The sequence below is a fragment of the Bacillus sp. FSL R12-0074 genome, from assembly GCF_038005725.1.
GTDB lineage: Bacteria > Bacillota > Bacilli > Bacillales > Bacillaceae_G > Bacillus_A > Bacillus_A mycoides.
Map to the genome: position 1 here is coordinate 5,340,250 of NZ_JBBOTR010000001.1, position 12,904 is coordinate 5,353,153.

Consider the following 12,904-nt stretch of genomic DNA (forward strand, 5'->3'; position numbering starts at 1 on the left):
TTTAGATTATATCATAGTAAGTTATATGAATCAACTCACCAATACGTAAAAAACTTGGCAAACACATAATATATTTGCCAAGTTCATATCTTTATTTTTCCTAGGAAATATTAAATTAAACGTTAAAGCGGAAGTGCATAACATCTCCGTCTTTTACGATATACTCTTTTCCTTCTAAACGTACTTTACCAGCTTCTTTTGCAGCTGTCATAGAGCCATTTGTCATTAAATCAGTATAAGAAACTGTTTCCGCACGAATAAATCCACGTTCAAAGTCCGTATGAATAACACCAGCACATTGTGGTGCTTTCATACCTTGTTTAAACGTCCATGCACGTACTTCTTGCACACCAGCTGTGAAGTAAGTAGCAAGTCCTAATAAGTCATATGCAGCACGAATTAATTGATCTAAACCAGATTCTTCAATACCTAGTTCTTCAAGGAATACTTTCTTCTCTTCCTCATCTAACTCAGCAATTTCTGATTCTATTTTTGCACATACAACAATTACTTGTGAATTTTCATTTGCTGCAAATTCTTTTACCATTTGTACATATTTATTGTCGGAAGGATCCATAATATCATCTTCACTTACGTTTGCTACATACAGCATTTCTTTCGTTGTAAGTAAATGCAGGCCTTTAACAATCTTCATCTGCTCTTCTGTAAATTCAACAGTACGAGCTGGTTTTCCCTCTTCAAAAGCTTCTTTTAAACGAACTAAAATTTCATGCTCATATACAGCTTCTTTATCTTTTTGTCTTGCTAACTTTGCAACTCGTTCGATACGCTTATCAACAGATTCCAAATCCGCTAAGATTAGTTCTAAGTTAATTGTTTCAATGTCATCAATTGGATCTACTTTTCCTGAAACGTGCGTAATATTTTCATCTTCAAAACAACGAACAACTTGGCAAATTGCATCTACTTGACGAATGTGGGATAAGAATTTATTTCCTAACCCTTCACCTTTACTCGCACCTTTTACGATACCTGCAATATCAGTAAATTCAAATACAGTCGGAACAGTTTTTTTCGGTTCTACTAATTCCGTTAATTTATTTAAACGCTCATCTGGTACTTCTACAATCCCTACGTTTGGATCGATTGTACAGAATGGATAGTTCGCAGATTCTGCTCCTGCTTGTGTAATTGCATTAAATAAAGTGGACTTACCTACGTTAGGTAATCCAACAATCCCAGCCGTTAATCCCATATTTTTCACTCCTATGTCTCAATCTTTCATCATTATAGATAGTAACGAAAAAAATGACAAGTTTCCACCAAATGAAAAAAAGCAACGGCTGTCTACTGCAGCTGTTGCTTTTTCACTATTCTTCGTGCTTCACAAGTATTTTTTTCACCTTGCGATCAAACTCTCTTCGAGGAATCATTACCGAATGGTCACACCCCTCGCACTTAACGCGGATATCCATTCCCATACGAATAATCTTCCAGCGATTTTCACCACATGGATGGGCTTTCTTCATTTCCACAACATCGTACAAGTTATATTGCTTTTGCTCCATTCTCTAAATCCCTCCCACTATTAAATTGCTTTTTCACTAACTAATTCTTCGCGACTATATAAAACCATACGTGGGTATGGAATTTCAATCCCATGTAAATCAAGACGATTTTTAATCTCTTTGCGAAGAGCCCTCGCAATAACTGCATGCTGCATCGGCTCAACTTCAGCAATAACACGTAATACAACTTCAGACGCTGCCAATGTTTGAACACCTAGCAATTGAGGCGTTGTTACCATTTTCTCATATTTTTCTGGTAATTCTACTAATAAATCTTCAATAACTTGCTCCGCTCGTACTATATCACTTTCATAAGAAATAGATACATCAACAAATGCTACACTATTACTAACGGAAAAGTTCGTTACTTGTACAATACTACCATTTGGTATTATATGAATTTCACCTGTCCAGCTTTTCATCTTCGTTGTACGTAGTCCAATTTCCAAAACAGTTCCTTCAAATTGACCTATTCTTACATAATCACCTACTGAAAATTGATCCTCTAACAAAATAAATAATCCTGTAATAACATCTTTAACTAAACTTTGTGCACCAAAACCGACTGCTAAACCAATTACCCCAGCACCGGCTAATAAACCTGACGCATTAATATCAAACACACCTAAAATCGCAATTAACATAATGAACATAACAACGTATGCCACAATATTTTCAAGCAACTTCGCTACCGTAACTGTACGACGTTCTGAAATTTGAATCGGCGAACGGCTTCCCATACGAAACGCATTTCGTACAATTGCCCTTGCAACTCGCACAACGATTGCACCAAGTATTAAAATAACGATTATTTTTAGTGACTTCACACCTATATTCGTCCAATCAATGGACTCAAACCATTTCAACGCTAAATCCATGTCCCTCTACCTCTCTAGCTAAAATTTCTTTTTAGTTATCCTTCTTATTGTATCAGAACTCTCTCTGATTTCTGAAAAAAATTTATGACTTTAATTCCATTTGTTAACTTCCATTCAGGTATAAAATGAAACGAATATATATATACTAGTACTATTATTTCCATTTTCATTCACAGTTTGTAAAAAGTATGCACTTATAATTTTCCATTTCACACACCATATAACATATTGTGAAAATTTATTAAAAGGATGGGTGCTTCATGAATATTAGAAGTTTTCGCTTACCTTTTTTTGAAAAAGAAACTCAAAATGTTATGCATCATGACTTAGAAGCCTCTGAGACAATCAGTAATTTCTTACTTTCCCATATTCCCATTAAGACTAATATACCACTCATTCTCGTTTGTATCGGAACAGACCGTTCCACCGGTGATGCACTTGGTCCATTAGTTGGTACTAAACTAGAACAAATTGAAATCAAAAACCTTCAAGTATTCGGCACACTAGACGAACCAATACATGCACTAAATCTAGAAGCGAAAATTCAGAATATACAGAAAGAAAATCCTGCTTCATTTATTATTGCTGTTGATGCATGTTTAGGAAAATCTCAAAGTATCGGTTCTATAACTACCGGAAAGGGCCCCAGTAAACCTGGAGCTGCGATGAATAAGAAATTACCTGAAATTGGTGATTTGCATATTCATGGCATCGTAAATTTAAATGGTTTCATGGAGTTTTTCGTACTTCAAAATACAAGACTAAGTTTAGTCATGAAGATGGCCGATGTAATTGCACAAAGTATAAAAGAAACCGATCAAAAATTATCTGCATTAAAAAAAGCAAACCATCTATAAACAATAAGATGGTTTGCTTTTTAATTTCCCTTTGATAATAATTCTAAAATTCGATTTAAATCTTCTTTATTAAAAAATTCGATTTCGATTTTACCTTTTTCTTTTTTCGTTTCTTTAATTTTTACATCCGTACCAAACTTTTCTCTTAAAAACGTTTCACGCTCTACAAAAAATATATTTCTTTCTTTTTTCACTTGTTGTGTTTCACGTGAAACACGTTGATTAATTTCCTGGACAATTTGTTCCAATTGGCGAACATTCAGTCCTTCTTTTTCAATTCGCTTCAATAAAGATTTCAACTGTTCTTCATCTTTTATTGTAAGTAAAGTTCTTCCATGAGCCATTGAAAGTTGACCGTTTGCAATCATATCTTGAACGAATGAAGGGAGGCTTAACAAACGAGTATAATTTGCGATATAAGGCCTGCTTTTACCAAGACGTTTTGCTAATTGTTCTTGTGTTACATTTAGCTCGTTCATTAACATCTGATATGCCATTGCCTCTTCCATAGGATTTAAATCTTCTCGTTGTAAGTTTTCAAGCAAAGCAAATTCCATCATTTGCTGCTCATTTAATTGCCTTACGACAGCAGGCACTTTCTCAAGTCCGGCCTCTTTAGCAGCACGATATCTTCTTTCACCTGCAACTATTTCATATCCTTTAATACTCTTTCGAGTAATTAAAGGTTGCAATATACCGTGCTCTTTAATAGAAGCCGCTAATTCCTGAATCGCTTCTTTATTGAAATGTTTACGTGGTTGATATGGATTCGGCCTTAATTCAGTTACTATAATCTCCTGAATCGCTTCTTCTTCTTTCACATCTAAATCTGGAAAAAACACATTGATTCCTCTTCCTAATCCCTTAGCCACCTGCAATCACTTCCTCTGCTAAATCTAAATATACTTCTGCTCCTCTTGATTTAGCGTCATACTGCATAATTGGTTTTCCATGACTTGGTGCCTCACTTAAGCGAACATTACGAGGAATAATCGAACGATATACTTTATCCCTAAAGTATTTTTTCACTTCATCTATAACTTGAATTCCTAAATTTGTACGAGCATCCAACATCGTTAACAATACACCTTGAATTGCTAAATTTTTATTTAAATGCTTTTGCACAAGTCGAACTGTATTTAATAGCTGACTTAACCCTTCCAGCGCGTAATATTCACACTGTACAGGAATAATAACAGAATCTGCTGCTGTTAATGCATTAATCGTTAATAACCCTAAGGATGGGGGACAGTCAATAATAATATACTCATATTCATCACGAATTGGCTGTAACGCTCTTTGCAAGCGTACTTCCCGGGAAATGGTTGGTACCAATTCAATTTCAGCACCAGCCAATTGAATTGTAGCGGGTAGAACATCTAAGTTTTCAGTTGCGGTTTTCCGTATGGCACCTTGAACATCTGCATCTTCTACAAGAACATTATAAATACATTGATCTAATTCAGACTTTTCAATCCCTACACCAGTCGTTGCATTTCCTTGAGCATCAATATCTACGAGAAGGACTTTTTTTCCTACTTGTGCCAATCCAGCCCCTAAATTAACGGATGTTGTTGTTTTTCCAACACCGCCTTTTTGATTAGCAATAGCAATGATTTTTCCCATGATGTCACCTACTTTCAACCTTTCTTTCTTATTCTAGAAACAATTACGTTTATTGTAACATGAAATAAAAGTTTTTCTTTTACGTCCTTATTAAACTTCAAAATTTATTTCTAAACTCCTTCTTGCTTTAACAAGAAAATATAGTAAAAGAGACCTCTCCAATAGGATAAGGTCTCTAACACGTAATTATTTTTTCTTCGGAATTTTAATCGTAATTTGATAGTATTCATCAAACTCTTCTTCCGCAGAATTAACATTCAAACCACTATTAGCAACCATTTGTAATGATTGTCTAATCGTGTTCATAGCAATTCTCGCATCTCGACTTACTGCTTTTTGCTTCGCTTTGCGCTTTGGTTTTACTTCTTCTAGTAACTTTGCAATTCGTTCTTCTGTTTGCTTTACATTCAATTGCTTCTCCACAATCTCTTGTAAAACCTTCAGTTGTAATTCCTCATTTTTCAAAGGAATAAGGGCGCGAGCATGCCGTTCTGTAATACTTTTTTCTAATAATGCACTTTTGATTTCTTCAGGCAATTTTAATAATCGCAATTTATTTGCGACTGTCGATTGTCCTTTTCCAAGTCGTTGTGCCAATGCTTCTTGTGTTAAATTATGTAACTCAATCAGCTTTTGATATGCCACAGCTTCCTCAATTGCTGTTAATTCCTCACGCTGCAAATTTTCAATTAACGCTACAGAAGCTGTCTCAGTATCATTTAAATTCTTTATTATTGCAGGAACTTTTTCCCACCCTAACTTTGTTGCTGCGCGGAAACGCCTTTCCCCGGCAATAATCTCGTACTTATCATCCTCATACTGTCTCACAACAATCGGCTGGATAAGCCCATGTGTACGAATCGTTAATGCTAGCTCCTCAATACGTGCATCGTCAAAAACTGTTCGTGGTTGATAACGGTTAGGGGTAATGTTTACTATCGGAATTTCCTGTATTTCTTCATATACCTTTTTAGCTATTTCTTCATGGCTTTCGTCTTGTAATTCGAATTCGCTCTCTTTATCTCCAAAGCCAAATAAACGAGAAAACGTATTTTTCATACATATTCCACCACCTTTTAGGCCTATTGACTGTTCTACATACAATGTTTCCTATGAAACATTTACGTTTTCATTTATATAATTTAATCTTACGTCTAATAAGATTTATTTTTCAATAGGTAATTTATTGGGCGTTCCCGGTTTGCGTGGATATTTCTTTGGTGTCTTGCGCTTTTTCTCGATTAATAAAATATTACGCTCGCTTTCTTCAAACGGTAATTGGAACGTAGACATTTCTTTCAATTCTCCACCAAGTACCTCTAAAGCATATTTGCCATTTTCGATTTCTTCGTTAGCCGCTGCGCCTTTCATTGCAATGAATGTTCCCCCTACTTTTACAAGTGGTAAACATAGCTCACTTAATACAGAAAGACGTGCAACTGCACGTGCCATTACAATATCGTATGCTTCACGTACACCTTCTTTTTTTCCAAATGTTTCAGCACGATCATGACAAAATGCAACATCACTTAATTCTAACTTTTGCGCTAAGTGATTTAAGAAATTAATACGTTTTTGTAATGAATCTACAATTGTTACTTTTAAGTGCGGGAAACAGATTTTTAAAGGGATACTTGGGAATCCAGCTCCTGCTCCAACATCACAAATAGAAAATGGTTTCGAAAAATCATAATAAAAAGCCGCTGTAACAGAATCAAAAAAGTGTTTTAAGTATACTTCTTCTTTCTCCGTAATAGCCGTTAAGTTCATTTTTTCATTCCACTCTACTAATGTTTCAAAATAGATTTCGAACTGCTCTAACTGTCTAGAAGAGAGGGAGATACCCTTCTCTTCTAGCATAGATTGAAATTGTTCTATGTTCATCTAGCAATATCCCCTTACTATGTTATTGGTTCGATACTCGTGCAATTTTTCCTTGTTCAATGTAAATAAGCAAAATGGAAACATCAGCTGGATTTACGCCAGAAATACGTGAAGCTTGCCCCATTGAAAGCGGACGAACATCTTTCAATTTCTGTCTCGCTTCTGAGGCAAGGCTAGAAATCGCATCATAATCAATATCCACAGGAATTTTTTTGCTTTCCATTTTCTTCATACGTTCTACTTGCTGTAAAGATTTTTCAATGTATCCTTCGTACTTGGTCTGAATTTCAACTTGTTCCGTAATTTCATCACTTAATGCTACTTCACTTGGTACTAAAAGATGAATATGCTCATATGTCACTTCTGGACGACGTAATAAGTCACTTGCCCGTATTCCATCTTTCAATTCACTTCCGCCAATACTACGAATTAATTCTTGAACTTCAGGACGCGGTTTAATAAAAATACTCTCTAATCGTTCCTTTTCCTGCTCAATTTGTAGTTTTTTATTTGTAAATCTCTCATAACGATCTTCTTTAATTAAACCAATTTCACGCCCAACCTCAGTTAGACGAAGATCTGCATTATCATGGCGTAATAATAAACGATATTCTGCACGAGACGTTAATAAACGGTATGGTTCATTTGTGCCTTTTGTTACAAGGTCATCAATTAAAACACCAATATATGCATCAGCGCGACCTAAAATAACTTCTTTTTTACCTAAAGAACGACATGCTGCATTAATTCCAGCCATAAGCCCTTGTCCTGCCGCTTCTTCGTAACCAGAAGTTCCATTAATTTGTCCTGCTGTATATAAATTTTTAATTTTTTTCGTTTCAAGTGTTGGCCATAGTTGAGTTGGTACGATCGCATCATATTCAATTGCATAACCCGTACGCATCATTTCAACATTTTCCAGGCCAGGAATTGTTCTAAGCATTGCACGCTGTACATCTTCTGGTAAGCTCGTCGATAAGCCTTGTACATATACTTCTTGTGTATTACGTCCTTCTGGCTCTAAGAAAATTTGATGACGTGGTTTATCATTAAATCTTACTACCTTGTCTTCAATTGAAGGGCAATATCTAGGCCCTGTTCCTTTAATCATACCAGAATACATAGCTGAGCGATGTAAGTTTTCATCTATTAAGCGATGTGTTTCTGTACTTGTATACGTTAACCAACATGGAATTTGATCCATAATAAATTTTGTCGTTTCAAAAGAGAAAGCACGTGGCTTATCATCACCTGGTTGGATTTCTGTTTTACTATAATCAATCGTATTACTGTTTACACGCGGAGGTGTACCTGTTTTAAATCTAACAAGATCAAAACCAAGTTCCTCTAAGTGTTCAGATAATGTAATAGATGGTTGCTGATTATTTGGACCACTTGAATATTTTAAATCTCCCATAATAATCTCACCACGTAAAAATGTTCCCGTTGTAATTACAACTGTTTTCGCTGTGTATTCAGCACCAGCTTGCGTAATTACCCCTTTACATACACCATCTTCAACAATTAAACGCTCTACCAGACCTTGAAACAACGTTAAGTTTGGTGTTTCTTCAATTGTTTTCTTTAATTCATGCTGGTAAGAGAATTTATCAGCTTGTGCACGAAGCGCGCGTACAGCTGGTCCTTTACCCGTATTTAACATACGCATTTGAATATGTGTTTTATCAATATTGCGTCCCATTTCTCCGCCTAATGCATCAATTTCACGAACAACAATCCCTTTTGCTGGTCCACCAACAGAAGGGTTACATGGCATGAACGCTACCATATCTAAGTTAATTGTTAACATTAATGTTTTTGAGCCCATTCGTGCTGCCGCAAGACCAGCTTCACATCCTGCATGACCTGCACCGATTACTATGACATCATATAAACCGGCATTGTATCCCATTGTTTATTCCTCCTAATAACCTCTATCTTACTAAATCATCTCTGATTAAAGTTTTACTTTATTTTCCTAAACAAAATTGAGAGAACAATTGGTCAATTAAGCTTTCATGGACAGTATCACCAGTAATTTCACCAAGTATTTCCCACGCTCTTGTTAAATCAATTTGAACCATATCAATCGGAACACCATTTTCTATCGCTTCAATTGCATCGTTAATTGTTCTTCCTGCTTGTGTTAATAATCCGATATGTCTCGCATTAGACACGTATGTCATATCCGCAGAATCAATTGTTCCTTCAAAGAATAAATCAGCTATTGCCTTTTCAAGCTCATCTATTCCTTGCTCCTCAATTAAAGATGTTGTAATAACACGATTGCCTACCGCTAAATCTGTAACACGTTCCATATCAATTTCTTGCGGTAAATCTGTCTTATTTACAATAACAATGAAATCTTTTCCTTGTACGGCACGGAATAGATCCTCATCTTCATTTGTTAAAGCCTCGCTATAATTCACTACAATTAACACTAAGTCTGCTTGGCTCATCATTTCCTTCGAACGCTCTACACCAATTCGTTCAACAATATCTTCCGTTTCACGAATTCCGGCTGTATCTATAAGTTTAAGTGGTACACCACGCACATTAACGTACTCTTCAATAACATCACGAGTTGTTCCTGCAATATCAGTTACAATTGCCTTTTTCTCCTGAACAAGACTATTCAATAGCGATGATTTCCCAACGTTAGGTCTACCGATAATCGCGGTAGAAATGCCTTCACGTAAAATCTTTCCTTGCTTCGATGTTTCTAATATCTTTGCAATTTCAGCACGGACATGTGTAGCTTTCTCAATTAAAATATTATGCGTCATCTCTTCCACATCATCATATTCTGGGTAATCTATATTCACCTCAATATGAGCTAATGTTTCTAATATTTCTTGACGCAGATGGCCGATTAATTTAGATAATCGTCCTTCCATTTGGTTAATCGCTACATTCATAGCACGATCTGTTTTCGCACGGATTAAGTCCATAACAGCTTCTGCTTGTGACAAATCAATACGTCCATTTAAAAAAGCACGTTTTGTAAATTCACCAGGCTCTGCCAGTCGTACTCCTTGCGCTAAAATAAGTTGTAATACTTTATTTACCGAAACAAGTCCACCATGACAGTTAATTTCTACTATATTTTCACGCGTAAAAGTCCTTGGTGCACGCATAATGGACACCATAACTTCTTCAATAACTTGATTTGTATCTAAATCGACAATATGACCATAATGAATTGTATGAGAAGAAACCTGTGTTAAATCCTTCCCTTTAAAAATACGATCGACTTTCTCAATCGCATCATCCCCACTTACTCGAACAATGGCAATTGCACCTTCCCCAAGCGCTGTGGAAATTGCGGCAATTGTATCAAATTCCATGTCCTTTCACCTCACTTGCTTATTTATCTCTATTTCAACATGAATTTTTTCCGTCACTAAATTATTAGGATACCATAACGAACCTATCTACAAAAGAATAATAACTCATTTTATTATGTCCTTATGTAAAAAACACTAAACTTATTCACAGTGGATAAGTTTAGTGTTTTTTAGTTATCCACATTTATTTTCTCCTCAAAAAAACCGGCACTCAATTGAGTAACCGGTCACTTGGAAGATATTACAACATACCGATGTGGTTCTTTTCCTTCAGAAGTTGTAATGATATTTTGATGATTAGATAATGCTTGGTGAATAATTTTTCGTTCGAAAGAAGGCATTGGTTCTAAAACAACTCTTTTTTTCGTACTCACTACTTGTTTTGCTAATCGATAGGAAAGAGATTCTAACGTATTTTTTCTTTTACTACGATAGTTTTCAGCATCCAGTGTAATACCAATATATTGCTTTGTATTACGGTTCGCAACAAGTTTTGTTAAATACTGTAAAGAATTCAACGTATTCCCTCTTTTACCAATTAAAACACCAATGTTTTCACCATAAATTGTAAATTCAACTTCGCGTCCTTTTACAATTTTTCTAATCTCAACTTCCACACCCATATTTTGAATAACATTTTTTAAATATTCTTCACATTCTTGGATTGGATCTTTTTTCAATACAACTTCTACAACAGCGGGGCGATTCCCAAATAAACCTAGGAACCCCCTCTTACCCTCATCAATAATATTTATATCTACTCGATCTTTCGAAGCATTTAATTGTCTTAAAGCATCTTGTACTGCCAGCTCGACTGTTTGTCCTTTAGCAGTAATCATACTCACTTGCTTGATCCTCCTGCCTTACTAGCCTTAATTTCAGGCCCTTTGATCATATACATTTGAGCGATACCAAAGATATTACCAACTACCCAGTACAATGATAGTGCTGCTGGGAAGTTAATTGCAAAGACTAAAATCATAATTGGCATAAGCCAAATCATCATTGCCATTTGCGGATTTTGTCCAGCCGTTCCTGCCATTGCAAGCTTTTGCTGAATAAACGTCGTAATAGCTGCAACAATTGGAAGGATATAGAACGGATCCGCCTGTCCTAAATCGAACCATAAAAATGTATGTTCACTAATTGCTGTTGTTCTCATAATCGCATGATAAAACGCGAATAAAATAGGCATCTGAACAAATATTGGTAAACATCCTGCTAATGGGTTTACACCATTCTTTTGATATAACTGCATCATTTCTTGTTGTAGTTTTTGCTGTGTTGCTTGATCTTTAGAACTATATTTCTCTTTTAATTTCACCATTTCTGGTTGTAACGCCTGCATTGCTTTCGTACTCTTCGTTTGTTTAATCATTAATGGTAATAATGCAAAACGAATGATAAGAGTTGTAACAACGATTGCTAAACCGTAATTACTATCAAATAATTCTGCAAAATACGTGATTAACTGAGAAAGCGGGTATACGAAATATTCATTCCAAATCCCAGTGCTTTTCGGTGTAATCGGTTGATTTGTTTCACTACAGCCAGTAGCAATTGCCATTAGCATAATAACCATGGCTAATAAACCTATTTTCTTTTTCAAAGCCTGCTCCTCCTTGTTTCGGTATGTATATAGTGTAATTCATTTCCTTACGCTACTTTTTTATTCTTTTCATACCAGAGCGTTTAAAGACATGAATTAAGCTTTTCTTTAACTCTTCATATGTCATCTCTGCACAAGGCTTCCTTGCTATTATAACAAAATCTTTTCCAGAATCTATCTCATCTTTTAATTCTATAATCGATTGGCGAATCATACGCTTAATTCGATTACGCACTACTGCATTTCCTATTTTCTTACTAACAGAAAGACCAATGCGAAAATGTGGCTGTTTTTCTTTATCTAATTTGTATACAACAAACTGGCGATTGGCATTCGATTGTCCTTTTTGGAAAACAGCCTGGAATTCATCATTCTTTTTTATACGATTTTTTTTCTTCATATCATTTGACACTCCTGTATTTCATCAGCGGAAACTCATTATTATTAGAAAAAAAGACCACTGAACGATCAGTGGTCTACGCAGATAATACTTTTCTTCCTTTACGACGACGAGCTGCTAGCACTTTACGTCCGTTTGCTGTGCTCATACGGCTGCGGAAACCATGTACTTTGCTGCGCTTACGTTTATTTGGTTGGTAAGTTCTTTTCATTATATGACACCTCCCTGAGGAATATCTGTTAAAGACAGTCTAATAAATTATAGTAAATCAAATAGGAAAATGTCAATGGTTCTCGAAATTTTCATCAAATATTCATTTTTAACCTATTCACAAACTTTTTCACAGTACCTATATTTCCTTGTGGATAAATATATTTTCTCTTTTTTGTATCCACAAACTCTTTTTTTACTTTTACACAGTATATCGTATTGTGGACAAGTTTATTCCACAAGGTATTGATTTTGTGGATAACTTTCTTAAATTCATTGCTATAGCTGCTTTTTTTTGATATTATAGTTGTGTTTTCACTTTGAATAAGTTTTCCACACCTTTATTTTATCCACAATTTGTGTATAACATGTGGATAGTTTAAATCACATGTGAGTAAATAGTTGTCCACATGTGTTATTTTGTCGAAAACTCTATCTCGGATACTAACGACGTTTTTATATTTTAAAATACGTTTCGTATAAATATGCATTAGAAGTATTTACAGGTTGTACAATTGTTGCACAACCTTATTCTTTTACCATCTTTGTAAAGGAGGGACACCT

The 12,904-nt window shown here is 35.3% G+C and carries 14 protein-coding genes; 1 reads left to right on the top strand and 13 read right to left on the bottom strand.

From position 1 onward, the window contains the following. Positions 1 to 115 precede the first annotated feature (115 nt). The 3 genes from ychF to NSS97_RS27765 form a co-directional block, all read right to left on the bottom strand. Positions 116 to 1,216: a redox-regulated ATPase YchF gene (ychF, locus tag NSS97_RS27755; RefSeq protein ID WP_002130188.1), complete on the bottom strand. Its 1,101-nt coding sequence runs from the start codon at positions 1,214 to 1,216 to the stop codon at positions 116 to 118. A 115-nt stretch (positions 1,217 to 1,331) separates the two neighbouring features. Next, a complete protein-coding gene (locus tag NSS97_RS27760; protein WP_000436054.1) occupies positions 1,332 to 1,529 on the bottom strand; it encodes a DUF951 domain-containing protein in 198 nt (65 codons plus the stop codon). Between the two features lie 20 nt (positions 1,530 to 1,549). Beyond that, the gene (locus NSS97_RS27765; protein WP_002089952.1) at positions 1,550 to 2,407 is read right to left on the bottom strand and encodes a mechanosensitive ion channel family protein; all 858 of its coding nucleotides are present in this window, start codon (positions 2,405 to 2,407) and stop codon (positions 1,550 to 1,552) included. A 260-nt stretch (positions 2,408 to 2,667) separates the two neighbouring features. On the opposite strand from NSS97_RS27765, the gene yyaC reads away from it, so the two are divergent. After that, the gene (gene yyaC / locus NSS97_RS27770) at positions 2,668 to 3,264 is read left to right on the top strand and encodes a spore protease YyaC (RefSeq protein WP_044438330.1); all 597 of its coding nucleotides are present in this window, start codon (positions 2,668 to 2,670) and stop codon (positions 3,262 to 3,264) included. 20 nt (positions 3,265 to 3,284) lie between these two features. Here yyaC and spo0J read toward each other — a convergent pair whose 3' ends face one another. The 10 genes from spo0J to rpmH form a co-directional block, all read right to left on the bottom strand. Beyond that, on the bottom strand, positions 3,285 to 4,136 hold the full coding sequence (spo0J, locus tag NSS97_RS27775) for a stage 0 sporulation protein Spo0J (protein WP_341114587.1): 852 nt from the start codon (positions 4,134 to 4,136) through the stop codon (positions 3,285 to 3,287). Next, a complete protein-coding gene (soj, locus tag NSS97_RS27780) occupies positions 4,129 to 4,890 on the bottom strand; it encodes a sporulation initiation inhibitor protein Soj (RefSeq protein WP_002016469.1) in 762 nt (253 codons plus the stop codon). Before soj ends, spo0J begins: the two co-directional genes overlap by 8 nt. Before the next feature lie 186 nt (positions 4,891 to 5,076). Further along, positions 5,077 to 5,949 carry a nucleoid occlusion protein gene (gene noc, locus NSS97_RS27785; protein ID WP_002016471.1) on the bottom strand — a complete coding sequence of 291 codons (873 nt, stop codon included), beginning with the start codon at positions 5,947 to 5,949 and terminating at the stop codon, positions 5,077 to 5,079. A gap of 105 nt (positions 5,950 to 6,054) precedes the next feature. Further along, on the bottom strand, positions 6,055 to 6,774 hold the full coding sequence (gene rsmG / locus NSS97_RS27790) for a 16S rRNA (guanine(527)-N(7))-methyltransferase RsmG (RefSeq protein WP_002089956.1): 720 nt from the start codon (positions 6,772 to 6,774) through the stop codon (positions 6,055 to 6,057). Positions 6,775 to 6,796: 22 nt separating this feature from the next. After that, positions 6,797 to 8,686: a tRNA uridine-5-carboxymethylaminomethyl(34) synthesis enzyme MnmG gene (gene mnmG / locus NSS97_RS27795; protein WP_044438329.1), complete on the bottom strand. Its 1,890-nt coding sequence runs from the start codon at positions 8,684 to 8,686 to the stop codon at positions 6,797 to 6,799. Positions 8,687 to 8,744: 58 nt separating this feature from the next. Beyond that, positions 8,745 to 10,121 (bottom strand): tRNA uridine-5-carboxymethylaminomethyl(34) synthesis GTPase MnmE, encoded by a 1,377-nt coding sequence (gene mnmE / locus NSS97_RS27800; RefSeq protein ID WP_002034990.1) that lies wholly within the window; start codon positions 10,119 to 10,121, stop codon positions 8,745 to 8,747. Between the two features lie 227 nt (positions 10,122 to 10,348). After that, positions 10,349 to 10,966, bottom strand: a complete 618-nt coding sequence (jag, locus tag NSS97_RS27805; RefSeq protein ID WP_044438328.1) for an RNA-binding cell elongation regulator Jag/EloR — start codon at positions 10,964 to 10,966, stop codon at positions 10,349 to 10,351. Continuing rightward, positions 10,963 to 11,730, bottom strand: coding sequence for a YidC family membrane integrase SpoIIIJ (gene spoIIIJ, locus NSS97_RS27810; RefSeq protein ID WP_044438327.1), 768 nt, complete (start codon positions 11,728 to 11,730; stop codon positions 10,963 to 10,965). Before spoIIIJ ends, jag begins: the two co-directional genes overlap by 4 nt. 52 nt (positions 11,731 to 11,782) lie before the next feature. Beyond that, positions 11,783 to 12,130 carry a ribonuclease P protein component gene (gene rnpA / locus NSS97_RS27815; protein WP_002089963.1) on the bottom strand — a complete coding sequence of 116 codons (348 nt, stop codon included), beginning with the start codon at positions 12,128 to 12,130 and terminating at the stop codon, positions 11,783 to 11,785. A gap of 76 nt (positions 12,131 to 12,206) precedes the next feature. Continuing rightward, positions 12,207 to 12,341 (bottom strand): 50S ribosomal protein L34, encoded by a 135-nt coding sequence (gene rpmH, locus NSS97_RS27820; protein ID WP_000831901.1) that lies wholly within the window; start codon positions 12,339 to 12,341, stop codon positions 12,207 to 12,209. Positions 12,342 to 12,904: the final 563 nt, after the last annotated feature.

What these genes read in the sequence shown, in the direction of transcription:
- ychF (WP_002130188.1), bottom strand. Translation starts at nt 1,216, where the DNA reads ATGGGATTAACGGCTGGGATTGTTGGATTACCTAACGTAGGTAAGTCC.
- NSS97_RS27760 (WP_000436054.1), bottom strand. Translation starts at nt 1,529, where the DNA reads ATGGAGCAAAAGCAATATAACTTGTACGATGTTGTGGAAATGAAGAAA.
- NSS97_RS27765 (WP_002089952.1), bottom strand. Translation starts at nt 2,407, where the DNA reads ATGGATTTAGCGTTGAAATGGTTTGAGTCCATTGATTGGACGAATATA.
- yyaC (WP_044438330.1), top strand. Translation starts at nt 2,668, where the DNA reads ATGAATATTAGAAGTTTTCGCTTACCTTTTTTTGAAAAAGAAACTCAA.
- soj (WP_002016469.1), bottom strand. Translation starts at nt 4,890, where the DNA reads ATGGGAAAAATCATTGCTATTGCTAATCAAAAAGGCGGTGTTGGAAAA.
- noc (WP_002016471.1), bottom strand. Translation starts at nt 5,949, where the DNA reads ATGAAAAATACGTTTTCTCGTTTATTTGGCTTTGGAGATAAAGAGAGC.
- rsmG (WP_002089956.1), bottom strand. Translation starts at nt 6,774, where the DNA reads ATGAACATAGAACAATTTCAATCTATGCTAGAAGAGAAGGGTATCTCC.
- mnmG (WP_044438329.1), bottom strand. Translation starts at nt 8,686, where the DNA reads ATGGGATACAATGCCGGTTTATATGATGTCATAGTAATCGGTGCAGGT.
- mnmE (WP_002034990.1), bottom strand. Translation starts at nt 10,121, where the DNA reads ATGGAATTTGATACAATTGCCGCAATTTCCACAGCGCTTGGGGAAGGT.
- rnpA (WP_002089963.1), bottom strand. Translation starts at nt 12,130, where the DNA reads ATGAAGAAAAAAAATCGTATAAAAAAGAATGATGAATTCCAGGCTGTT.
- rpmH (WP_000831901.1), bottom strand. Translation starts at nt 12,341, where the DNA reads ATGAAAAGAACTTACCAACCAAATAAACGTAAGCGCAGCAAAGTACAT.